At 74.4% G+C, this 20509-nt stretch carries 20 protein-coding genes, 1 tRNA gene and 2 pseudogenes; 5 read left to right on the forward strand and 18 right to left on the reverse strand.

Annotated elements, in window-relative coordinates; all coding sequences use genetic code 11:
- Nucleotides 1-332: 332 nt before the first annotated feature.
- Together J1M44_RS11535 and J1M44_RS00565 are read left to right on the forward strand one after the other, a co-directional pair.
- A pseudogene (locus J1M44_RS11535) lies at nucleotides 333-594 on the forward strand (cation:proton antiporter); the annotation flags it as partial.
- Nucleotides 595-693: 99 nt separating this feature from the next.
- Nucleotides 694-767, forward strand: a tRNA-Gly gene (locus tag J1M44_RS00565).
- A gap of 73 nt (nucleotides 768-840) precedes the next feature.
- Here J1M44_RS00565 and J1M44_RS00570 read toward each other — a convergent pair.
- Nucleotides 841-1287: a DUF2087 domain-containing protein gene (locus J1M44_RS00570; RefSeq protein ID WP_065572502.1), complete on the reverse strand. Its 447-nt coding sequence runs from the start codon at nucleotides 1285-1287 to the stop codon at nucleotides 841-843.
- Nucleotides 1288-1547: 260 nt separating this feature from the next.
- Here J1M44_RS00570 and J1M44_RS00575 point away from each other — a divergent pair, with 260 nt between their 5' ends.
- Entirely contained in the window at nucleotides 1548-2528 is a 981-nt protein-coding gene (locus J1M44_RS00575; protein WP_206480344.1) for an AEC family transporter, read from the forward strand.
- Nucleotides 2529-2698: 170 nt separating this feature from the next.
- On the opposite strand, the pseudogene J1M44_RS11985 reads toward J1M44_RS00575, so the two are convergent.
- The 15 genes and pseudogenes from J1M44_RS11985 to J1M44_RS00650 form a co-directional block, all read right to left on the reverse strand.
- Nucleotides 2699-2911, reverse strand: a pseudogene (locus J1M44_RS11985) (diaminopimelate dehydrogenase); the annotation flags it as partial.
- Between the two features lie 37 nt (nucleotides 2912-2948).
- Nucleotides 2949-3425 carry a hypothetical protein gene (locus J1M44_RS00585; protein ID WP_241252648.1) on the reverse strand — a complete coding sequence of 159 codons (477 nt, stop codon included), beginning with the start codon at nucleotides 3423-3425 and terminating at the stop codon, nucleotides 2949-2951.
- A gap of 221 nt (nucleotides 3426-3646) precedes the next feature.
- A complete protein-coding gene (locus tag J1M44_RS00590) occupies nucleotides 3647-4126 on the reverse strand; it encodes a flavodoxin domain-containing protein (protein WP_002858354.1) in 480 nt (159 codons plus the stop codon).
- A 40-nt stretch (nucleotides 4127-4166) separates the two neighbouring features.
- On the reverse strand, nucleotides 4167-6266 hold the full coding sequence (locus J1M44_RS00595; RefSeq protein WP_206480345.1) for an NHL domain-containing thioredoxin family protein: 2100 nt from the start codon (nucleotides 6264-6266) through the stop codon (nucleotides 4167-4169).
- Between the two features lie 95 nt (nucleotides 6267-6361).
- A complete protein-coding gene (locus tag J1M44_RS00600; RefSeq protein WP_036335326.1) occupies nucleotides 6362-7150 on the reverse strand; it encodes a hypothetical protein in 789 nt (262 codons plus the stop codon).
- 55 nt (nucleotides 7151-7205) lie between these two features.
- A complete protein-coding gene (locus J1M44_RS00605) occupies nucleotides 7206-9464 on the reverse strand; it encodes a cytochrome c oxidase assembly protein (RefSeq protein ID WP_206480346.1) in 2259 nt (752 codons plus the stop codon).
- A 72-nt stretch (nucleotides 9465-9536) separates the two neighbouring features.
- The gene (locus J1M44_RS00610; protein ID WP_206480347.1) at nucleotides 9537-10949 is read right to left on the reverse strand and encodes a Dyp-type peroxidase; all 1413 of its coding nucleotides are present in this window, start codon (nucleotides 10947-10949) and stop codon (nucleotides 9537-9539) included.
- Entirely contained in the window at nucleotides 10936-11547 is a 612-nt protein-coding gene (locus J1M44_RS00615; RefSeq protein WP_206480348.1) for a copper chaperone PCu(A)C, read from the reverse strand. The genes J1M44_RS00610 and J1M44_RS00615 overlap by 14 nt, the downstream gene beginning before the upstream one ends.
- Nucleotides 11548-11649: 102 nt before the next feature.
- The gene (locus J1M44_RS00620; protein WP_206480349.1) at nucleotides 11650-12333 is read right to left on the reverse strand and encodes a copper resistance CopC family protein; all 684 of its coding nucleotides are present in this window, start codon (nucleotides 12331-12333) and stop codon (nucleotides 11650-11652) included.
- 110 nt (nucleotides 12334-12443) lie between these two features.
- Complete coding sequence (locus J1M44_RS11815) at nucleotides 12444-13139, reverse strand: hypothetical protein (RefSeq protein WP_206480350.1); 696 nt, start codon at nucleotides 13137-13139, stop codon at nucleotides 12444-12446.
- 157 nt (nucleotides 13140-13296) lie between these two features.
- Nucleotides 13297-13578: an HU family DNA-binding protein gene (locus J1M44_RS00630; protein WP_002858339.1), complete on the reverse strand. Its 282-nt coding sequence runs from the start codon at nucleotides 13576-13578 to the stop codon at nucleotides 13297-13299.
- Nucleotides 13579-13807: 229 nt separating this feature from the next.
- Nucleotides 13808-14113, reverse strand: coding sequence for a 30S ribosomal protein S14 (gene rpsN / locus J1M44_RS00635; RefSeq protein WP_002858338.1), 306 nt, complete (start codon nucleotides 14111-14113; stop codon nucleotides 13808-13810).
- A gap of 1 nt (nucleotide 14114) precedes the next feature.
- Nucleotides 14115-14282 carry a 50S ribosomal protein L33 gene (rpmG, locus tag J1M44_RS00640; protein WP_002858336.1) on the reverse strand — a complete coding sequence of 56 codons (168 nt, stop codon included), beginning with the start codon at nucleotides 14280-14282 and terminating at the stop codon, nucleotides 14115-14117.
- Nucleotide 14283: 1 nt separating this feature from the next.
- Nucleotides 14284-14520: a 50S ribosomal protein L28 gene (gene rpmB / locus J1M44_RS00645; protein ID WP_002858335.1), complete on the reverse strand. Its 237-nt coding sequence runs from the start codon at nucleotides 14518-14520 to the stop codon at nucleotides 14284-14286.
- Nucleotides 14521-14987: 467 nt separating this feature from the next.
- On the reverse strand, nucleotides 14988-15743 hold the full coding sequence (locus J1M44_RS00650; RefSeq protein WP_206480351.1) for a VIT1/CCC1 transporter family protein: 756 nt from the start codon (nucleotides 15741-15743) through the stop codon (nucleotides 14988-14990).
- 168 nt (nucleotides 15744-15911) lie between these two features.
- Between J1M44_RS00650 and J1M44_RS00655 the strand changes: the two genes are divergently transcribed.
- Together J1M44_RS00655 and J1M44_RS00660 are read left to right on the forward strand one after the other, a co-directional pair.
- Nucleotides 15912-17195 (forward strand): NRAMP family divalent metal transporter, encoded by a 1284-nt coding sequence (locus J1M44_RS00655; RefSeq protein WP_206480352.1) that lies wholly within the window; start codon nucleotides 15912-15914, stop codon nucleotides 17193-17195.
- The gene (locus J1M44_RS00660) at nucleotides 17188-18003 is read left to right on the forward strand and encodes a putative hydro-lyase (RefSeq protein WP_206480353.1); all 816 of its coding nucleotides are present in this window, start codon (nucleotides 17188-17190) and stop codon (nucleotides 18001-18003) included. The genes J1M44_RS00655 and J1M44_RS00660 overlap by 8 nt, the downstream gene beginning before the upstream one ends.
- Before the next feature lie 22 nt (nucleotides 18004-18025).
- Here the strand turns inward: J1M44_RS00660 and J1M44_RS00665 are convergent, their stop codons facing one another.
- Together J1M44_RS00665 and J1M44_RS00670 are read right to left on the reverse strand one after the other, a co-directional pair.
- Nucleotides 18026-18733 (reverse strand): GntR family transcriptional regulator, encoded by a 708-nt coding sequence (locus tag J1M44_RS00665; RefSeq protein WP_206480354.1) that lies wholly within the window; start codon nucleotides 18731-18733, stop codon nucleotides 18026-18028.
- Nucleotides 18730-20505 (reverse strand): acetyl/propionyl/methylcrotonyl-CoA carboxylase subunit alpha, encoded by a 1776-nt coding sequence (locus J1M44_RS00670; RefSeq protein WP_206480374.1) that lies wholly within the window; start codon nucleotides 20503-20505, stop codon nucleotides 18730-18732. Before J1M44_RS00670 ends, J1M44_RS00665 begins: the two co-directional genes overlap by 4 nt.
- Nucleotides 20506-20509: the final 4 nt, after the last annotated feature.

A 20509-nucleotide genomic window follows, 5' to 3' on the forward strand; every position in this document is an offset into this window, starting at 1 on the left:
GTGCGGGCCGGGGACCGCCCACGAGGAAGGGACGGTCTGCCTCCCCGAACGCGAGGTAGCGGTACACCGCCGCGTCGTCGGGGCGGGCGGGGACCTGGGCCGCGTCGGCCGTGGTGTCGCGCATGGGACGTCCTTCCGGGACGGGGGCTTCCGGACGCGTCCGGCCGCGGCCGGGCGCGGTTCGGACTCTACCAGCGGCCCCTGGCGCACTTTCGTTCGGGAAACGGCGGCCCCTGGCGCACTTTCGTTCGGGAAACGGCGGCCCCTGGCGCGCTTTCGTTCGGGAAACGGCGGCCAGGACGTCGACGACCCAGCCACGACCTACGAGGTGCGGCATGAGCGTGGATCCTCACACCCTGCCGCCCGTGCTGACGGCCGCGCTGGCCCTGGCCCTCGTCACGGCCGCCACGAAGGTGGCCACCGGCTACCTCGCCGCGAGCGGGTGCGGCCCTGACGATCCGCGGGGAGTTCTCCATCGTGATCGCCGGGCCGGTGCTCACGCGGTACGCGGACGCGTTCGGTCGCTCGCGGGCCCGGGCGGCGACGCGGCGGGTGCGGTCGCACGAGGTCGCGGCGGCAGACCCGGTGCACTGACGCACGGGCCCGCGGGGCTCGATGACGACGCGGGGCCGGGCCACCGGCCGGGCTGGTGTAAGGTGGTGCCCGCGCCGCAGGCGGAAGCCGAGCGGTTGCGCGGGCGTAGCTCAATGGTAGAGCGCTTGCTTCCCAAGCAAGATACGCGGGTTCGATTCCCGTCGCCCGCTCCACACCACGACGACGGCCCCGGGCCCCTCACGCGAGGGACCCGGGGCCGTGTCGGTCCACGCCGTCCCGCTCGCCTCACCGGCCCGCGCGGATCTCGCGCAGCCGGCGTTCCAGGTCGACCGGCAGGTCCGCGGCGAAGCGCGGGTCGAGGTCGGGCCCGGCGTCCGCCAGCCGGTAGACACCGTCGGCGCGGTCGAGGAACCCGTAGTCCACGAGTTCGCGACGCAGCGTGGCCACGTCCTCGTGGGCGGGGCGCAGCAGGTCGTTGACCTCGGCCTCCGCGTAGGCGCGGCCCGCTCTGAAGCGACGCAGCAGCTCGAGAAGGACGGCCACCCGCGGCTTGCGGCGCGCAGGGATGGAGCGCAGCCGGTCCCCGTCGAAGAAGCGGGCGAGCACGGTCGCGTGGTAGCGCTCGGCGGACTGCCACTCGTCGGCGAGGGCCGCCGCCGCGGCGGTGTACCGCTCACCGGTGACGGCCATGCGGGCGCGGATCAGGGTCTTGAGGTCGGACTGACGGGTCATGGTGCATCCTCGCAGGCGCGCTCCCGGCCATGCCGCGCCGCGGGTCGGGGACGACGTCCGTCGCGTGCGGGTGAGCCCGAGGATCCGCTCCCCTTCGCGCCGGGCTGCAGGGCCCTGCCGCGCGGGGCCGGGCCGCGTGGCGCGCTCGGCGGTGGGCGCCGCCGTCGTGATCCAGGCTAGCCGACGCCCGCGGCGTAGGATCGCGCCATGCACCTGACCCCGCCGCGGACCGCCCCACCCCGACCCGTGGAGGCCCGTCCGTGACCCAGGTGCTCTCCGGCTTCGCGGTCGTGTGGGTGATCATCCTCGTGGGCGTCCTGGTGGGGCGCACGGGGGTGCTCGGCGAGCACGGCCGCACCGTGCTCTCCCGCGCGGCGTTCTTCATCGGCAACCCGGCGCTGCTGTTCGTCACGCTCTCCCGCGCGGACGTGGGCGCCGTGCTGGGCCCCCAGCTGTGGGTGGCCTCGCTGTCCGCGTTCGCGGCGGCCGCACTGTACCTCGCAGTGACGATCCCGCTGTTGAAGGGCCGGCCGGCCTCGGAGCGGATCATGTCCGCGCTCAGCGCCTCGCTCGTGAACTCGGCGAACCTCGGCATCCCCATCGCGGCCTACGTCCTCGGCGACGCCGCCCTGGCCGCCCCGGCGCTCATCTTCCAGCTGGCGATCTACACGCCGCTCTACGTGGCCGCGATGGACGCCGCCACCGCGCGCGAGGCCCGGCGACGCACGACGGCGGGCCGGCGTCGTGCGGTGCGCCGCTCCCCCGGGCGTGCCGTGGCCGACCAGGTCCGCCACACGGTCACCAACCCCCTGATCCTGGGCTCGGTGGCCGGCCTGGTCTTCTCCCTTACCGGCTGGTCATTGCCGGGCCCCCTTATGGAGTCCGTGGAGCTCATCGGCGGGCTGTCCATCCCGGCGATGCTCCTGGCGTTCGGCATGTCGCTGGTCGGCTCGCGGCCGCTCGAGCGGGCCGGCGGGCGACGCGCGGACGTGCTGCTCGCCTCGGCGGTGAAACTGGTGGTCCATCCGCTGCTGGCCTGGCTGCTCGCGCAGTTCGTGTTCGGCCTGGACGCGCGGCACGTGTTCGTCGCCGTCGTCCTGGCCTCCCTGCCCACCGCACAGAACGTGTTCGTCACCGCCGTGCGCTACGACACGGGCCTGCGCGTCTCGAAGGACACGATCCTGGTCACCACGATCGTCGCGATCCCAGCCATGATCGCCGTCGCCCTGCTGCTGGCCTGACGCCGACGACGACGGCGCCCGGCCCGGTGCCACGCGCCGGACGCCTCGCCGCGGCTCAGACGTCCCGGCGGATCAGCTCGTCCAGCCCCGTGGGCGAGAGCAGGTACGGGGCGACCTCGAGCACGGTGCGCGCCCCCGTCTCCCCCTGGGCCTTCAGTCGCGCGGCGGCACGGCCGTCGCCGGACGGCGTCGGAATGGCCCTGCGAGAGGCCCTTGCCCCAGAACGTGTTCTGCTGCGGCTGCGGGAACAGCGCCGCACCCAGCACCCGGTTCAGCGAGAACAGGCCCGGGTCCCAGCCGGTGGAGATCATCGCCACGTGCCCGCCCTCCCGGGCCGCGGCGTCCATCTCGGCGCGGTGCCGCGGGATGAGCTGGTGGTTGTCGTCCTGGTGGGGTCGTGGTCAGGTCGGTCCCGCCGGCCTAGGCTCGGCGCCGCGGGGCGCCGAGTCCGCCCGCCGGACCGCGCAGCAGGAGCACGACGACGGCGACCAGCCCCGCCAATGCCAGCGCGCTGACCACGTAGATCGGCCAGGCCCACGGGCTGTGGTCGCCCCCGCCGATGCCGTAGGCGTCCGCGAGCGCCATGCCCGGCCCGAACGAGGCCATGAAGTAGGCCGGGGACGCGGCGACGAGCGAGGCGAGGCCCAGGGCGAGGACCGCCAGCGGGTCGACCTCCTCGCGACGCCACGTGAGGAACCACAGGATCGCGGCCACACCGAGCCCGGCCGCCAGGATCACGGCCGAAAGGACGAAGGGGATGCCGAGCTCGCCCGCCGCGCTCAGGTCCGCGTAGATCCTCCCGAGGCCACGGTCGCCGGGCGCGGCGGCCAACGGGTTGAGGACGAACACCTGCAGGGCCGCGAGCGCCGCGACCGCCGCGACGACGCCCGGGACCACCGCACCTGCGGCTGTCGCTTATACACATCTAAAAAAAAAAGCGGTGAGTGCCGACGCGCTGGCCACCATCGGCGGGGCGACGGGCGGAAGGGGACATGCGGCCAGGCTAACCGCTCGCCTTCGCCGCGGACACGAGAGCCTCCGGCGCCGTTTCGTCAACGAAAGCGTCTGCGGAGGCTCCTCCGCCGCCACCGTCTCGTCGACGACGGCGGCGGGTGAGGTCAGCGCACGCCGGCGCCGGAGAGGGTCTTGGCCCAGGCCTCGATGGCGTCCCAGTCGCGGAAGTCGCCGTAGTGCTCGTTGCGGGAGAGCTTGAGCTTGAGCTTCTCCAGCCGGCCCAGGCGCTCCTCGACGAGCGCCCCGCGGAAGTAGGCCACCTCGCGCGGACCGTAGGACTCGAGCTTCTCCCGCACCGGCCGGGCCAGCTCGGGCGCGCCGCCCGAGGCCAGGATCACGAGCGGCAGGTCCGCCAGCTCGGCCCGACGGGTGTCGAGGAACGCCCGGGCGTCGGCGGCGAACGAGCCCGTGTAGACCGGAGCCGCGACGATCACCGCGTCCGCCGTGGCCAGCCACGCGGCGGCGCCCTCGACGTCCTCCACCACGGTCGGGACGGCCTGCGACGTGCGCAGCACCTCCGCGACACGCTCGGCGATCTCTCGCGTGGATCCGTGGGCGGACGAGGTGACGATGAGCGTGGTCATGGTGGGGCGCAGCCTTCGGGGTCGGGGGCGGACGACGCGCTCAGTGTATCCCGCGCAGATCCAGGTCCAGGCGGGTCTCGGCGCCCTCCGGGGCCCGGTCCGGGGTGTGCACCGTGACCGGGATGCCCCAGTCCTGCTGGTACAGGTGGCAGGCGGCGTGGTCCGGGATCGGCTGCCCCTTCTCCCCGTCGCACGCGGCGGCCCGGGCGGTGATGTGCAGGACGCCCTCCTCGACCTCGGGGTTCAGCCGCAGCGTCCGGTGCAGCCCCGTCGACGTGCCGGCGCCCTCGAGCAGCAGCTCCTCCGGGGAGGAGGAGATCTTCAGCTGCGTGGGGTCGCCCCAGCGGTCGTCCAGCTTCTGCCCCGTGGGTGCGGCGAAGCCGATCGTCAGGTCCAGGTCCCCGGCCACCACCGGGGTGCGGGGACGCTGCGTCTGCCGCGCGCCCTCGTCCACGGTGAGGAACTCCTCCGGCACCGCCAGCCGCGTGAGCCGGTGGGCGTTGGACTCGACCACCACGATCGCGGTGTCGTTCCCGTCCGCGTCGTGCTCCACGAGCACGTCCGAGGGCTCGAGCAGCCCGCGCGCCACCGTGGTCACCGTGGCCGGGACCGCCCGGCCTGCGGCGTCCTCGCCGGCCGGGACGTACCGGCGGATCGCGCCGTTGTACGTGTCCGCGATCAGCACGGAGCCGTCCGGCAGGGCCGTGACGCCCAGCGGGTGCTGCAGGCGCGCGCGGTCCGCCTCCCCGTCCACGTGGCCGAAGTCGAACAGGCCCGCCCCGACGGCGGTCCCGACCTCGCGGCACCCGTCCTCCCCGGTCCGCACCCAGCGCACCGCGGAGGTCTCCGAGTCCGCGACCCACAGCGCACCGTCCGCGCCCACGGACAGCCCCGAGGGCTGCGCGAACCAGGCCCGTCCGGCGTCACCGTCCAGCAGGCCCTCGAGCGCCGTGCCCGCGTGCACCGCGAGCGCGCCCGTGACGGGGTCGAAGTCGAAGAGCTGGTGCGTGCCGGCCATCGCGATCACCACACGCCCCAGGGCGGGGTGCCACACGACGTCCCACGGGGAGGACAGCGAGATCGCGGTCGGCTCCCCGGGCAGGTCCGCGAGGTCGACGGCGACGTCCTCCTCGTCCTCGACGGCGGCGGCCTCCTTGGCGCGCTCGGAGTCGATGAGCTTCTGCACGCCGTTGCCGGCGAGGGTGCTGACGTGCCCGTCCGACAGGCGCAGGCCCCGCAGCCGGTGGTTGACGGAGTCCGCCACGACCACGTCGTAGCCGACGCGCTCCGCGACGTCCTCGGGCAGCAGCGCCAGGCCCTGGGGCTCGTTGAACAGCGCCTCGTCCGGCCCGCCGTCCGCGTGGCCCTTCTCCCCGGGCGTGGGGAATGCGAGCTCGGCCTGGCCCGCGCCCGCCGTGGCGGGGTCCCCGCCGCCGAACGCGCGGAGCACCGTGGTCAGGTCCTCGGCGACCTCCAGGAGGCGGTGGTGGCCGGTGTCCGAGACGAGGAACGAGCCCGGGCGGGAGCCGCGGCCGCCGAGGGACACGGCCTTGCCGGGGAACGACAGGTCCCGGGCCACGGGCGCGGGCGGGACGTAGGGGCCGGAGCCGCGGTGCAGCGTGCCCTTGGCCTCGTGCTCGGCCACGAGCTCGCGCACGAGGCCGTAGAGCCCGGCCACGTGCCCCTCGCCGGACAGGTGCGCGGCGATGTAGCCCTCCGGGTCCACCACCACGAGGGTGGGCCACGCGCGCGCCGAGTACGCCTGCCACGTGGTCAGCTCGGGGTCGTCCAGCACGGGGTGCTCGATGGCGTAGCGCTCGACGGCGGCCGCGAGCGCGTCCGGGTCCGCCTCGTGCTCGAACTTGGGTGAGTGCACGCCCACCGTGACGAGCACGTCCGCGAACTCCTCCTCGAGCGGGTGCAGCTCGTCCAGGACGTGCAGGCAGTTGATGCAGCAGAACGTCCAGAAGTCGAGGAGGACGACCTTGCCGCGCAGGTCCTCGAGGGTCACCTGCTCGCCGCCGGTGTTCAGCCAGCCGCGGCCCACGAGCTCGGACGCGCGCACCCGGGTCGCCGCGCGCGGCACGGCGGCGGGGGCGTCAGCGGACGGGGCGGGGTTCGGGGTCTGCGGTGCGGTCATGCCCACCATCATGGCGCACGTCCCGGACGCGTCAGCCGTGAGCGGACGCCGGCGGCGTCACAGGAGGAAAGACGACGCCGCCGGGCGGGTCCGGCTCAGTCGGCTGCCAGGGCGGCGGCCAGCATCTCCTCGGCGATGAGGGTGAACTCCTTGCGCCCGGCCTCGGGCCGGCCCACGAAGGAGACCATCACCACGGCGTCGGAGGTGACGGCGGTGAGCACCTGGGCCGTGAGCTGGGGCTCGGACTCCGAGGCCAGGGTCCGCTCCCACACGAGGGCGGACTGCGCGGGGGTGCCGTCGGACAGCGGCGCGTCGGAGACCTCGAGGCGGTAGTCGACGGTCGCGTCCCCCTCCTGCACGGTCATGGTCATCTCGCGGCAGTCGGCGCGCAGGGCGTTGACGGTCTGGATGTGCCGCTCGACGTCCTGGCGGCCCTGGCCCGTGAGCCGGGCGACCTCCACGGTGCCCGTGCCCGTGAAGGTGTCGGCGCCGACGTCCACGCGCGTGGCCTCGGCCCCGTCGAGGGCGATCGGCGAGAAGTCCAGGGCGGTCAGCGGCGCCTTGCACTGCGCCGGCTGCACGGTGGTCCGGTCCGCGTCCGCGCGCCGGTCCCGGGAGTCCTCGCGGGCCGCGTCGATCTCCTCTGCCGTGGCGGCCCGCTGCCGGACGAAGCCGAACGTGGCCGCACGCTCGGCCGCGGCCTCCGCCATGCGCTCGTCCTGACGGTCGCCCAGGCCGAGCCCCTCCGGGGCCGCCGACTCCGTGGGCGCCGCGGTGCCGGCGTCGTCGTGGACTCCGTCCGCGGGCGCGGACGCGGCGGCCGGATCGTTGTCCCCGGCCGCGCAGCCCGTCAGGGCCAGCAGGCCGGCGGCGACGGCGGCCACGAGGCGTGGCCGACCACGCCGGGGCGCGGCCGGGCGAGCGAGGGGACGTACACGGTCAGCGGACATCACGGGCCTCCTCGGGGCCGGTGGAGGAGTCACGGGCCACGGGCTCGGCGTCGCTCGGGGCGTCGGTGACCGGGGTGCCGCGCATGTGGGCGTACATCTCGTTCCAACGGCGCAGCTCCGCGTCGCCGTCGCGGTCGGCCTGCCGGTCCAGCCGGTCCGCGTTCTTGCGGTCGCTGCGATACCAGAGCACGGCCACCATCACCGCCATCATCACGGTGGGGAACTCGCCGATGCCCCACATCACCGCGCCGCCGATGCGCTGGTCCTCCAGGGCGGTGGGGCCCCAGTCGCGGCCCATGTTGCCGAACCAGGACGCCTGCATCAGGCCGGTGGAGGTGGTCATGGCGACGCCGATGAAGGCGTGGAAGACCATCGTGGCCATCAGCAGCACGAGCCGCAGGGCGTACGGGGGCCGGCGCGGCAGCGGATCCGAGCCGATCATGACCAGGGCGAACAGGAACCCGGTCAGCAGGAAGTGGACGTTCATGAACTCGTGGCCCACGTGGGTCTGCAGCGAGAACCGGAAGAAGTCCGTGTAGTAGAACACCAGGATCGAGCCGGCGAAGTTGACCCCCGCCACGATCGGGTTCGTGATGAACCGACCCCACGGGGAGTGCACGATCCACAGGATCCACTCGCGGGGGCCGCGCGTCCCGTCCGTGCGGGCCGACAGGGCCCGCAGCGCCAGGGTGATGGGTGCGCCCAGGACGAGGAAGACGGGGCTGAGCATCGTCAGCGTCATGTGGCCCACCATGTGCGCGCTGAACAGGACGCGGCCGTACACGGCCGGGGACCCGGAGGTCGCCCACAGCAGCACGGCCAGCCCCACGAACCACGCGACGGTGCGCAGCACGGGCCAGCGGTCGCCGCGGCGGCGCAGCTGCCACACGGAGCGCAGGTACCAGAGGGACAGGAACGCGATGATCGCGACCCACAGCCAGTCGAACCGCCACATCGTGATCCACCGGGCGCCCTCGAGGGCCGGCGGCAGCTCGTAGCCGGTGAGGATGCGGGCCGGGGTGGCGTCCGGCGCGATCTCCTCCGGCACGGGCGGGGCCGTCCGGGAGAGCACGGAGGAGACACCCATGACGGCGCCCATGATCACGGCCTCCACGGCGATGAGCTGCCACAGCAGGCGACGCGCGGGGGCGGGGCTGGGACGGTCCGGGCCGGCGTCGAGGCGGGGGATCACCCACCGGCGGTGCAGCAGACCGATCAGGCCGAGGCCCAGGGCCGCCAGGAACTTGGCCGACACGAGGATGCCGTAGGGGCTCAGCAGCTGGGCCGGATCGTCCATGCGGATCGACGCGTTGACCACGCCGGACAGCGCCACCGTGACCAGGCCCAGCCCGGCGAGCACGGAGTAGCGGGTCAGGACCGTGTGCAGCAGGGGCGCCGGGCCCTGCCGGCGCAGGCTGCGGCCCCGCCCCTGCGCCCCGTTGGGCCCCACGAGGGTGTCCGAGATCGCGACGAGCACGAGCAGTCCGCCCACCCACACGACGACGCCGAGCAGGTGCAGGCCGATCGAGTTCACGGCGCCGGTGTGGTCGTCACCGCCCGCCGCGTGCCCGATCAGGGCCAGGGGCACGAGGGCGAGCATCGCCAGGATGCCGGTCCAGAACAGGCCGTTGTGGGAGCGGACGGCGATCGCCAACGTGGTCACGACGGCGGCGATCACGGTGACCCAGAACCACGCCTGGCCCACGGAGATGCCGACCACGTAGGCCGCCAGGCCGTCCGTGAAGCCCTGCCCCGCCGTGACGGGGATGCCGGCGAGATCCGAATAGGACAGCACGCCGACGGACAGCGCGGCCACTGTCCACACGCCGGCGCTGACGGCGGCGATCCGCATCACGCGGGTGAACGCGGGGTGCTCGGGCAGCGGTGCGGCGTCCGTGTCCTCGCGCCGCTGCCGGGCGGAGCGGTGCCACCGTTCCGTGCCCGCCGCGTGCGGCGGCAGGACCCCGGCCGCGAAGATCAGCGCGGCGATGGTCAGGGACATCGCCAGGTTGGAGACGAGCTCCCCCACGGGCACGCCCCAGCGGGTGATCCACCCCGGGTCGGAGAGCTGGCGCGCGGCCGTCACGCCGGTCAGCCAGCCGGCGGCGGCGAGGCCGGCGGCTCCCGCGGCGGCCACGAGCACCCAGATCCACCGGGGCACACCGACCGGCCCCGACGGACCGGAGCGGGCGGCGTCGTCGTTCTCAGCGGGGTGGCTGCCCCGGGCGGGGGCGGTGGCGGCGGACATGGGGTCCATCCTCTCAAAGCGTGCGGACGCCCGACGACGACGGGAGCGGCCCGCCGTCGTCGGGCCCCTGGGTCAGGCGAACAGGGCGTCGCCCACGAAGCCGCCCTCGGCGCAGCCGGGCGGGATCGCGAAGACCGCCGAACCGACGGGCACGGTCCACAGGTTCAGGTGGTCCGACTCGGCGAGCCGGGCCTGGACGGGGACGAACTGTCGGTCCACGTCCGCCTGGTAGGCGGCGAAGATCAGGCCGGAGCCCGCCTCCAGCGCCCCGCGCGGGTCGTCGTAGTTGTAGCCGCGACGCAGCATCCCGTACTCGGGCTCCTCCCCGCGGGCCCGCCGCAGGTGCGCGATGTCCGAGATGACCGGGAAGCCCGTGGGGCCGACGGCGTCGAAGTCCGGCTCGTCGTGCTCCTGCTCCCCCGTGAGGGGGGCGCCGGTGCCGAGGCGACGGCCGATGACCTTCTCCTTGGCCGGGCGGTCGAGCTCGTCCCACGTGTCCATGAGCATCTCGATGCGCCGGATCACCACGGACGTGCCGTCCGGGATCCACGGGGTGACGCCCACCTGCTCGGCGCCCACGCCCCACACCACGCGGTCCAGATGCGGGGTGCCCGCGGCCGGGTTGCCGGTGCCGTCCACCTGCCCGAAGAGGTTGCGCATCGTGGTGCCGGTGGGGTGGGCGCCGCGGGCGGAGCGGAAGCCCTCCTGCACCCAGCGCTCGGTGGCGAACGGCCGGGCCGCCTTGAGGAGCATGCGCCGGGCGTGGGCCACGGACATCCGGTCGTCGCCGCAGATCTGCAGCAGCAGGTCGCCGTCGCTGAACGCGGGGTCCAGGCGGTCGATCTGCTCGAACGCCGGCAGCGGGCGCAGCCAGGCCGGGGCCCGGTCCGGGGCCACGCGGCGGACGAGCTCCGGGCCGAAGCCGAACGTCACGGTGAGCCGCGCGGGGGCGGCGGCGAGCTCCGGCTCGGTGTCGGCGATCGTGGCGCGGCCCTGGGTCAGGCGTGACGCGTCGTCGGTGAGCAGGCGCAGCATCCGCTCGATGCGCACCCGGTCCGCGTCCTCGCGCAGGTCGAGGGCGAGGAAGACGGCGTGGGCCTGGGCGGGGGTGTCGACGCCGGCCTGGCGCGGCCCGTGGAACGGCACGGTGTCCGTGCCCACGGGCGAGCTGACGGCCACCCGGGCGGCCTGGCCGCCGGGCTCGGCCCAGCCGGCCCGGCCGACGTCGCCCTCGATGCCGGTGTCGCCCATGACCTCGGGGGGCGAGGCCACCGCCCCGGGCGCGGCGGACGCGCCCGGGGCGGTGGAGGCCGACGCGTGACCGGCGCCGTAGCCGAGTGCCGTGCCCAGCAGGCCGCCGCCCACCGCGCCCGCCCCGAGGAGCAGGCCGCGGCGGGAGGGGCCCCCCGGGGCCGGGCGGGCGTCCTCGCGCCCGTCCGGCCCGTGGTGGTCGTCCGACCGGACGGCGGGGTCAGTGGTCGGCATGGTCCTCCGATTCGTGGGAGTCGCCGCCGTGGTATGACTCGTTGGCGCCGGTGAAGGGCCGGACCACGGAGGTGACCTCGAGGGTGGAGCCGTCCTCCAGCTCGAGGTCGTAGGTCACGTCCTCGCCCGGCTCGATCGGGTCGGTCAGGCCCATGAACATCACGTGGTTGCCGCCCGGGGCGAGCTCGAAGCTCCCGCCGGCGGGCACGGTGAAGCCGTCGGGGCTCTGCTGCATCACCATCTGGCCGTCCTCGCCGGAGACCATCTCGTGGAGCTCGACCGTCTCGCCCAGCTCCGAGCGGACGCCGACGATGTGCAGGTCCTGGTCCGAGGAGTTCTCGAGCATGCCGAAGGAGCCGGTCATGCCCTCCTCGGTGGCCTTCGTCCAGGGGTCGGTGATCGTGAGGCCGGCGGCCTGGCCGTCCGCGGTGGACGCGGCCGACGAGGCGTCCGTGGCCGGCGCGACGCTCGAGGCGTCCGACGCGCTCGGGGCGGAGCCGGCGTCGTCTCCGGCGCAGGCCGTCAGGCCGAGGGCGGCGACGGCGAGCACGGCGGCGGCGCCGAGGCGGCGAGGGGCGCGGGGGGAGGTGGTGGTCATGTCTGTGGGGTTCCTTGTCATGCGGGCGCGCGACGACGCGCGGGGCGTGCGGGCGCGCGAGGGCGGGGCCGGTCCCCTCAGGGGCCGGCCGGGGGTCAGAGGTCAGCGGCCGTCGTCGAGGTGGCCGAGCGCGCGGGCGCGGCGGCCCATCAGGAGGAAGGCGACCACGAGCACGGCCAGGCCGGCGATGCCGACGACCCACACCCAGGCGGGCAGCGCGTCGGTGTCCGCGGGCTGCGCGGCGTCGGAGCCGTCCGCCTGCGCGGTCGCCTCGGCCGACGCGGCGTCGCCCTGGCCTGCCGTGGCCTCCGGGGAGGCGGCGGTCGAGGCCCCGGCGACGGCGGTGCCGCAGCCCTGCGGCGCGGTGCCGGCGGCCGGTGCGGCCGGGTCGTCCACCGCGAAGTCGAACGAGCGCTCCTCGGAGTGTCCGTCCGAGTAGACGGCGCGGTAGGCGACCTCGTAGTCGCCGTTGGGCAGGCCCTCGCACAGCGGCGCGGAGAAGGTGGAGCCGTCCACGGTGCCGGCGGCGGACTGCCACTGGTTGCCGTCGGCGTCGCGGACCTGCACGAGGTTCTGGATGCCCTCGCCGTCGATCAGCTCGCCACTGAAGGTCAGTGAGACCTCCGACGGCGCCGTCGTGGCCGTCTCGCCGACCGCGGGGGCGGTGCGGATGAGCTCGTCGTGCGCGGCCGCGGGGGCGGCTCCGGCGACGACGAGGGCGGGCAGCAGGGTGAGTCCGACGGCGGCGCGAGCGGCGCGGCGGACAGGGGTGGTCTGGTGATGCATGGTGGTGTCCTCACGGGTCTGCCGCGGTCCCGGACGGGAGTCGCGGGCGGACCGTTCCGAAGGGTCGTCGGGCACGGTCGGGCCTCGAGACGCGGACGGAGCCGGCGTCCTCAGGCCGCGAGGGCGAACGGCGGGCCGCGCCGCCCCGGAGAGCTGAGGAGGGCGAGGGACGTCGCCGGCCGGAGCACCGGCGGGACGGGGACATGGAGGCGAGCCGGCGTCGGCAGGGGGCCGTGCCTGGCCGGTGGCGGGCAGACGGCGGCCACCACGCGTTCAGCGATGATGAGCACGAGGGCCTCACCGCGCCGCAGCACCAGCACGGTGAGGACCGCGGCGATCACGTGGGCCGCGAGCATGCGCAGGTCGGTCAGGTGGCCGGCGGGGGCGCTGGACAGGGCCTCCCCCGGTGCTAGGAGGGCCCCGGCGCCGGGACGGGCGTGGCCGAGGTGGGCGGGGTCGACGCCGGCGGCCGGCGCCACGGCGTGGCCGCCGGCGGCGAGTCCGTAGAGCACGTGGAACAGCCCCTGGGCGATCGCGACGGCGGCGGCGGTGCGCCACAGCGAGAGGGCGCGGCCCGCCAGGGCGGTGCAGAGCGGGGCGGCGAGGACGGCCGCGAAGGCGACGACGCCGACCTCGGGGAACCCGTGGCCGGGCTCGGCGGCGGTGTGGAACAGCGCGGCCAGGGCGGTCATCGCCAGGGCCCCGGCCCAGCCCCGGGCCAGACGGGCCGGTCCACGCACGACGCGGGGACCGGGGTCCTGGAGGTCGGACGGGGCCCAGGGAGCGGCGGCGACGGCGCTGCGCATGCCACGACTCCTCTCCTGACGGCCCCGGTCCACGTCGGCCGGACGATCGTCCGCCCATCCTACGCGGCCGGGGACGACGACGGGCGCCCCACCCGAGGGTGGGACGCCCGTCCTGCGGCGTACGGCGAGGGTCCGAGGACCCGCGCCGCGACCGCGATCACTCGGAGGCGGCGGCCTTGAGCTTGGAGCCGGCGGTCACCTTCACGGAGTGGCCGGCCGGGATGGTGATCTCCTCGCCGGTGCGCGGGTTGCGGCCGGTGCGCTCCTTGCGCTCGGTGCGCTCCACGGCCAGCCAGCCCGGGATCGAGACCTTCTCGCCCTTCTTGACCTGGGCGGTGAACACCTCGAAGAGGGCGTCCAGCACATCGCTGACGGCGGCCTGGGTGTTGCCGGAGCGCTCGGCGACGGCGGCGACGAGTTCCTTGCGGTTCATGGCCATGGGTCCTCCCTATGGGACGTCGGTTACGGTTCCCGGGCCGTTCGGACCGGGCTGCCAGTTGTGAACGTACCATCTCTCCGCGGGCGAATCGCCCCCTGAACCGCGAGAATCCGCGATTTCCCGTGACCTGGGCGGCCCTGATCCCCGAGGCACGACGACGGCGGCGCCCCTCCTCAGGAGGGACGCCGCCGTCGCGGTGGTGCCGAGCGCCCGGAGACCGGGCCTCAGGTCACCAGGAGGACTTGGTCACGCCGGGCAGCTCGCCACGGTGCGCCATGTCGCGGAAGCGCACACGGGAGATGCCGAAGCGCTGGAAGGTGCCGCGGGGGCGACCGTCGATGGCGTCGCGGTTGCGCACGCGGACCGGGGAGGCGTCGCGGGGCAGCTTCTGCAGGCCCAGGCGGGCGGCCTCGCGGGCCTCGTCCGACGCGTTCGGGTCCACGAGGGTCTTGCGCAGCTCGAGACGCTTCTCGGCGTAACGGGCCACGATGGCCTTGCGCTGCTCGTTCTTGGCGATCTTGGACTTCTTGGCCATCTCAGCGCTCCTCTCGGAAGTCGACGTGCTTGCGGACCACCGGGTCGTACTTCTTCAGGGTGATGCGGTCCGGGTTGTTCCGGCGGTTCTTGCGGGTCACGTAGGTGAACCCGGTGCCGGCGGTGGACTTCAGCTTGATGATCGGACGAACGTCCTTGTCCTTGGCCATGTCAGAGCTTCACTCCCTTCGCGATCAGGTCCGCCACGACGGCGTCGATACCGCGCACGTCGATGGTCTTGATGCCCTTGGCGGACAGCGTCAGGGTGACGTTGCGGCGCAGGGAGGGGACCCAGTAGGTCTTCTTCTGGATGTTCGGGTCGAACCGGCGCTTGGTGCGACGGTGCGAGTGGGAGATGCTGTGGCCGAATCCCGGCCCAGCCCCGGTTACCTGGCAGTGAGCTGCCATGATCACTCCTCGTGGCAAGTAGTAGTAAAAGGACGGGCGGAACCCGCATGGCGGCGAGCCGCGGACCTGTCCGCGGACACCTGTTGTGAGCCCCGCCCCGGGTGTGGACACCGCACTCTTACTGCGACTTCTCGAAAAGGGGGACCAGGCTGGGTGAGAGCCAACCGAAGTTCCTTATGGGATCGCTGGTGTGGACGGTGAGCCCCGGTCCGCCCTGAGGACGTCCCGGGATCCGGTCTGCGGGAGCGCGTTGCTTTTCCGACCCGCCGTCCGCCCGGTCACCTGACCGATGGAACGACGAGAACAACGCGGCGTGCGCCGTCCCACCTTACGCGAACCGTGGGCGTCGCTTCAACTCGACGGGGGCGCCTGTGGTATGCGCACGGTCCTCGGCCCCCAGGGCCGCTCCGCGCGCCACGGCTCGGCGCGGCCACGGGCGCTGGGCCGGCCCACCCCTGCGGCGCGGATCAGGCGACCGACGCCCCCAGCAGCGAGCCCACCGCCAAGGTCAGGCCGAGCGCCAGGGCACCGCCGAGGACGACACGCACGGCCGCCCGCAGCGCGGGCGCGTCGCCGAGCCGGGCCCCGACCCAGCCGGTGACGGCGAGGGCCACGAGGGTGACCGCGAACGTGAGCGGGATACGGAAGTCCACCGGCGCCAGGACGACCGTCAGGAAGGGCAGCAGCGCGCCCACGAGGAACGAGAGGAAGGAGGCCCCGGCGGCGGCCCACGGGCTGACGACGTCCTCCTCCGCCATGCCCAGCTCCATGCGCAGATGCGCGGCGAGCGCGTCCTTCTCGGTGAGCTCCCGCGCGGCGGCCTCGGCCGTGGCCCGGCTCAGGCCGTCCGCCTCGTAGAGCTGCACGAGCTCCTCCAGCTCGCCCTCGGGATCCTCCTCGAGCTCGCGGCGCTCCTTGGCGATCAGCGACTTCTGCGAGTCGGAGGACGAGGAGACGGACACGTACTCGCCCAGCGCCATGGAGAAGGCGCCGCCGACCACGGCGGCGGCACCGGCCAGCAGGATCGGGGTGAGCGCCGTCGTCGCGCCGGCGACTCCGACGACGGTGGCGGCGACAGACACGATGCCGTCGTTGGCGCCGAGCACGCCCGCGCGGAGCCAGTTGAGGCGGGCGTGCACGCCTTCGGCGGCGTGCGGCTCGTCGGGACCGCCCGGCGGGACCTGATCGGCCAGGGGCGAGGACTGTTCAGACGTGTGCGACATGTCTCCATGGTCGCGGCGCGGGGCGGGATGCGCCAGGCAGGTGAGGCGTTCCTTCGGACGGGGATGCCACGACACTCGCTCTTCCTGTTGCCAGGATTGTTCAACAACAGCTACCGTCTCCCCAGCGCCTCGTGACGCCCGTCACCTCGCCTGGCGCCCTCGACGAAGGTGACCACCGTGTCCCACGCAGACATCCCCCACGCCGGACCGGACGGCTCGACCCCCTCGGGCACCGCACCGAAGACCGACTCCCGTGCCGCGAGCGCCACCCGGCGCACCGCACTGCTCGGCGCCATGTTCCTCATGGCCACCTCGGCCATCGGCCCCGGCTTCATCACGCAGACCGCCACGTTCACCGTCCAGATGGGCGCCGCGTTCGCGTTCGCCATCCTGGTCTCGATCCTCATCGACATCGCCGTCCAGATGAACGTGTGGCGCGTCATCGGCGTCTCCGGCATGCGCGCCCAGGAGCTGGCGAACAGCGTCCTGCCCGGCCTCGGCTGGGTCCTCGCCGCGCTCGTGTTCCTCGGCGGCATGGTCTTCAACATCGGCAACATCGCCGGCACCGGCCTCGGCGCGAACGCCATGCTCGGCGTCGACCCCCTGATCGGCGGCGCCGTCTCCGCCCTCATCGCGCTGCTGATCTTCCTCTCCAAGCGCGCCGGTGTGGCCCTGGACCGGATCGTGGTGGTGCTCGGCGCCGTCATGATCCTGCTGATGCTGTACGTGGCCATCACCTCCGCCCCGCCCGTGGGCGAGGCCCTGCGCCAGTCCGTGATGCCGGAGAAGGTCGACTTCTTCGTGATCGTCACCCTCGTGGGCGGCACCATCGGCGGGTACATCACCTACGCGGGCGCCCACCGCATGATCGACTCCGGAGTGAAGGGCGTGGACGACGTCCAGGACATCACCCGCAGCTCCGTGGCCTCGATCCTCGTGACCGGCCTCATGCGCGCCCTCCTGTTCCTGGCGATCCTCGGCGTCGTCGCCTCGGGCGCGGTCCTGGCCAAGGACAACCTGGCCGCCTCCGCCTTCCAGGCCGCCGCCGGCGACATCGGGCTGCGCATGTTCGGCATCGTCCTGTGGGCCGCCGCCGTCACCTCCGTGATCGGCGCGTCGTACACCTCGATCAGCTTCGTCACCCGCTCCACCACGAGCGCCCGCACCCGCAACCTGCTGACCGTCGCGTTCATCGTGGTCTGCACCGCCCTCTACCTGGCCCTGCGCCAGGCCCCGCAGACGCTGCTCGTGTTCGCCGGCGCGTTCAACGGCATGATCCTGCCGGTCGGCTTCGCGGCCCTCCTCTACGTGGCCTGGCGCCGCCGCGACCTGCTGCACGGCTACCGCTACCCCGGGTGGCTGCTCGTGATGGGCGCGCTCGCGTGGATCGTGTCCGTGTTCATCGCGGTGCGCGGATTCCTCCCCATGGTCACGATGATCACCGGTGCCTGAGATGACCACGACGACGACGCCGCTGCCGCCGCTGGACGGCGACACGACCCCCGCGCAGGCCCGCGAGCGCTTCCGCGCGGGGCTCGTGCGGCCGACCTCGGGGATCGCCGACGGCTACGCGCAGGCGAACCTCGTCTCGATCCCGCAGGACCACGCCTACGACGTCCTGCTCTTCGCCCAGCGCAACCCCAAGGCCCTGCCGCTGCTCGGCGTGTTCGAGGCCGGCGAGGTCAACGGCCCCGCACTGGACGGCGACGTCCGCACGGATGTGCCGCAGTACGTGGTGTACCGCGACGGCGTCGAGACGGACCGCCCCACGGATCTGCTCGACGTGTGGCGGGACGACCTCGTGACGTTCGTGATCGGCTGCTCGTTCACCTTCGAGTCCGCCCTGGTGGCCGAGGGCATCCGGATGGCCCACCAGGACGCCGGTGTGAAGGTGCCGATGTACCGCACCACGCGGCGCTGCGCCTCGGCGGGCCGCCTCACGGGCCCGCTCGTGGTCTCGATGCGCCCCATCCCCGCCGACCGCGTGGCCGACGCCGTGCGCATCACCTCCCGCTACCCCGCGGTGCACGGCGCGCCCGTGCACGTGGGCGACCCGGCCGGCCTCGGGATCACGGACCTGTCGGCACCGGACTTCGGCGACGCCGTCGAGGTCCCGCAGGGCCACCTGCCCGTGTTCTGGGCGTGCGGGGTGACGCCGCAGGCGGCGATCATGGAGTCCCGCCCGCCGCTGGCCATCACGCATGCGCCCGGGCACATGCTCATCACGGACCTGCCGGACCGGATGTTCCAGGTCCCGTGACCGCCCGGGCCCGGGGAGGCGGTCAGTCCCCCGCGGCGGCGAGGTGCGCCAGGACGAAGTGCTCCGCCTCGTCCAGGTAGCCGCCGAACATGGCGTGCACCGCGGGCAGGTCGCCGGCCAGCAGCCGCTCCACGATCCACCGGTTGCGGTCCGCGAACTGCACGTGCAGGCGCGTCTGCTCGTCCATGGGGTGGAACGCCAGGCGCACGCGGGCCTGCACCGACGCCATGAGCCGCGTGAGCTCGGGGGCGCCGGCCAGGTCCACGATGCCGACGTGGACGCGATGGTTGGCGTCGCCCAGGACCCGCGCGGGGGTGTCCGGGCCGCCCGAGAGCAGCTCCTGGGCACAGCGCAGGTGGCGCGCCGCGCCGGGGGTGAGCTCTCCGTGTTCGAGGGCGCCGAGCTGGATCACCCGACGCGTGCGGTACAGCCCGCGCACGTCCTCCGGACCCGGCGCCGCCACGAACACCCCGCGGTGCGGCCGGCGTTCCACGAGGCCCTCGGCGGCCAGCATGGTGAACGCCTCGCGCAGGCTGTTGCGGCTGACCTGGAGCTCGGCGGCCAGCGCCACCTCCCCCAGCCGCTCCCCCGGCACGAGCCCGGCCGCCGCGATCCGCTGCCGCAGCTGCGCGGCCGCGGCCGCGGGAGCCGGGGCCGGGGCGGACTCCCCGTCACCGGCGCCGGGCGCGAGGTCGTCCCCGGTGACACCGCCGCGCGTCGGCACCCTCACGCCCCCAGCCGGGCGATCGCCTGGCCGCGCGTCACCGAGGCCGGGGTCTCGGCCACGAGGAGCTGGATCCGGCCCGCACGCGGGGCACGGATCGGCGTCTCCATCTTCATCGCCTCGACGATCGCGACCGTGTCGCCCTCAGCCACCTCGGCGCCGTCCTCGACCTTCCACGAGGCCAGGGTGCCGGTGACCGGCGAGGCCACGGCGCCGTCGTCGTCGGGCTTCCCGGCGCCCGCGGCGTCGGCCGGAGCCGCGGCACCCGCACCGCCGCCTCCGAGGAGGGCCGCGTAGAGATCCGCGGGCAGGCCCAGGCGCACGGCGCGGCCGTCCAGCTCGACGGTGACGGCGGTGCGGCCGCCCGCGGGCACCTCGGCGCCCAGGTAGGGGGACGCGGCCAGCGGCGCGGCGAACTCGGACTCGATCCACGTGGTGTAGACGCCGAGGCGGTCCCCCGAGGTGAAGGCGCCCTGCTCGAGCACGGCGCGGTGGAACGGCACCACGGTGGGCACGCCGTCGATGCGCAGCTCGGCCAGGGCGTCGCGGGCGCGGGCGATGGCCTGGGCGCGGTCCTCGCCCCACACGATGAGCTTGGCGAGCAGGGAGTCGTACTCCCCCGGCACCACGGAGCCGGTGCGGACGCCCGAGTCCATGCGGACCCCGGGGCCGGTGGGGGCCTCGAACGCGTCGATCGGGCCGGGCACGGGCAGGAAGCCGTACGCCGGGTCCTCGGCGTTGAGGCGGAACTCGAGGGCGTGGCCGCGCGGGGTCGGGTCCTCGGGGATGCTCAGCGGCTCGCCGGCGGCGATGCGGAACTGCTCGCGCACCAGGTCCACGCCGAAGACCTCCTCGGTGACGGGATGCTCCACCTGCAGGCGGGTGTTGACCTCCAAAAAGCTGATGAGGCCGTCCGGGGCCACGAGGTACTCGACCGTGCCGGCCCCGGTGTACCCGGCGGCGCGGCAGATCTCGCGGGCGGAGGTGTGGATGCGCTCGCGCTGCTCGTCCGTGAGGAACGGCGCCGGGGCCTCCTCCACGAGCTTCTGGTTGCGGCGCTGCAGGGAGCAGTCGCGGGTGCCGAGCACGGCCACGTGGCCGTGCTCGTCGGCGAGGACCTGGGCCTCCACGTGGCGGGGGCGGTCCAGGAAGCGCTCCACGAAGCACTCGCCGCGGCCGAACGCGGCCACGGCCTCGCGGACGGTCGCCTCGAACGCGTCCTCGACGTCGCCGAGCTCACGCACCACGCGGATGCCGCGGCCGCCGCCGCCGAAGGCCGCCTTGATGGCGATCGGCAGGCCGTGCTCCTCGGCGAACGCGCGCGCGGCGGCGGCGTCCGGCACGGGGCCGTCCGAGCCCGGCACCAGCGGGGCGCCCGCCTGCTGGGCGAGGGAGCGGGCGGTGATCTTGTCCCCGAGGGCGCGGATCGCGTCCGGCGACGGGCCGATCCAGGTCATCCCGGCGTCGATCACGGCCTGCGCGAAGTCGGCGTTCTCGGAGAGGAAGCCGTAGCCCGGGTGCACGGCGTCGGCGCCGGCGCGGCGGGCGACGTCGAGGACCGCGTCGATCTTCAGGTAGGTGTCCGCCGAGGACGCGCCCGGCAGGTGGAAGGCCTCGTCCGCGACGGCCACGTGCATGGCGTCGGCGTCCGGATCCGAGTAGACGGCGATCGAGGCGATGCCGTGGTCGCGGGCGGCGCGGGCCACGCGCACGGCGATCTCGCCGCGGTTGGCGATGAGCACCCGCGTGACGGGGCAGGCGGCGGGGGTGGTGGTCATGCGG

The sequence above is a fragment of the Micrococcus sp. KRD128 genome (genome assembly GCF_017168395.1).
Taxonomy (GTDB): Bacteria; Actinomycetota; Actinomycetes; order Actinomycetales; family Micrococcaceae; genus Micrococcus; species Micrococcus luteus.

Coding starts and splice junctions, on each gene's coding strand:
- J1M44_RS00610 (WP_206480347.1), bottom strand. CDS start 10,949: ATGCCGACCACTGACCCCGCCGTCCGGTCGGACGACCACCACGGGCCG.
- rpmB (WP_002858335.1), bottom strand. CDS start 14,520: ATGGCAGCTCACTGCCAGGTAACCGGGGCTGGGCCGGGATTCGGCCAC.
- J1M44_RS00605 (WP_206480346.1), bottom strand. CDS start 9,464: ATGTCCGCCGCCACCGCCCCCGCCCGGGGCAGCCACCCCGCTGAGAAC.
- J1M44_RS00670 (WP_206480374.1), bottom strand. CDS start 20,505: ATGACCACCACCCCCGCCGCCTGCCCCGTCACGCGGGTGCTCATCGCC.
- J1M44_RS11815 (WP_206480350.1), bottom strand. CDS start 13,139: ATGCGCAGCGCCGTCGCCGCCGCTCCCTGGGCCCCGTCCGACCTCCAG.
- J1M44_RS00595 (WP_206480345.1), bottom strand. CDS start 6,266: ATGACCGCACCGCAGACCCCGAACCCCGCCCCGTCCGCTGACGCCCCC.
- J1M44_RS00650 (WP_206480351.1), bottom strand. CDS start 15,743: ATGTCGCACACGTCTGAACAGTCCTCGCCCCTGGCCGATCAGGTCCCG.
- J1M44_RS00570 (WP_065572502.1), bottom strand. CDS start 1,287: ATGACCCGTCAGTCCGACCTCAAGACCCTGATCCGCGCCCGCATGGCC.
- J1M44_RS00620 (WP_206480349.1), bottom strand. CDS start 12,333: ATGCATCACCAGACCACCCCTGTCCGCCGCGCCGCTCGCGCCGCCGTC.
- rpmG (WP_002858336.1), bottom strand. CDS start 14,282: ATGGCCAAGGACAAGGACGTTCGTCCGATCATCAAGCTGAAGTCCACC.
- J1M44_RS00630 (WP_002858339.1), bottom strand. CDS start 13,578: ATGGCCATGAACCGCAAGGAACTCGTCGCCGCCGTCGCCGAGCGCTCC.
- rpsN (WP_002858338.1), bottom strand. CDS start 14,113: ATGGCCAAGAAGTCCAAGATCGCCAAGAACGAGCAGCGCAAGGCCATC.
- J1M44_RS00615 (WP_206480348.1), bottom strand. CDS start 11,547: ATGACCACCACCTCCCCCCGCGCCCCTCGCCGCCTCGGCGCCGCCGCC.
- J1M44_RS00590 (WP_002858354.1), bottom strand. CDS start 4,126: ATGACCACGCTCATCGTCACCTCGTCCGCCCACGGATCCACGCGAGAG.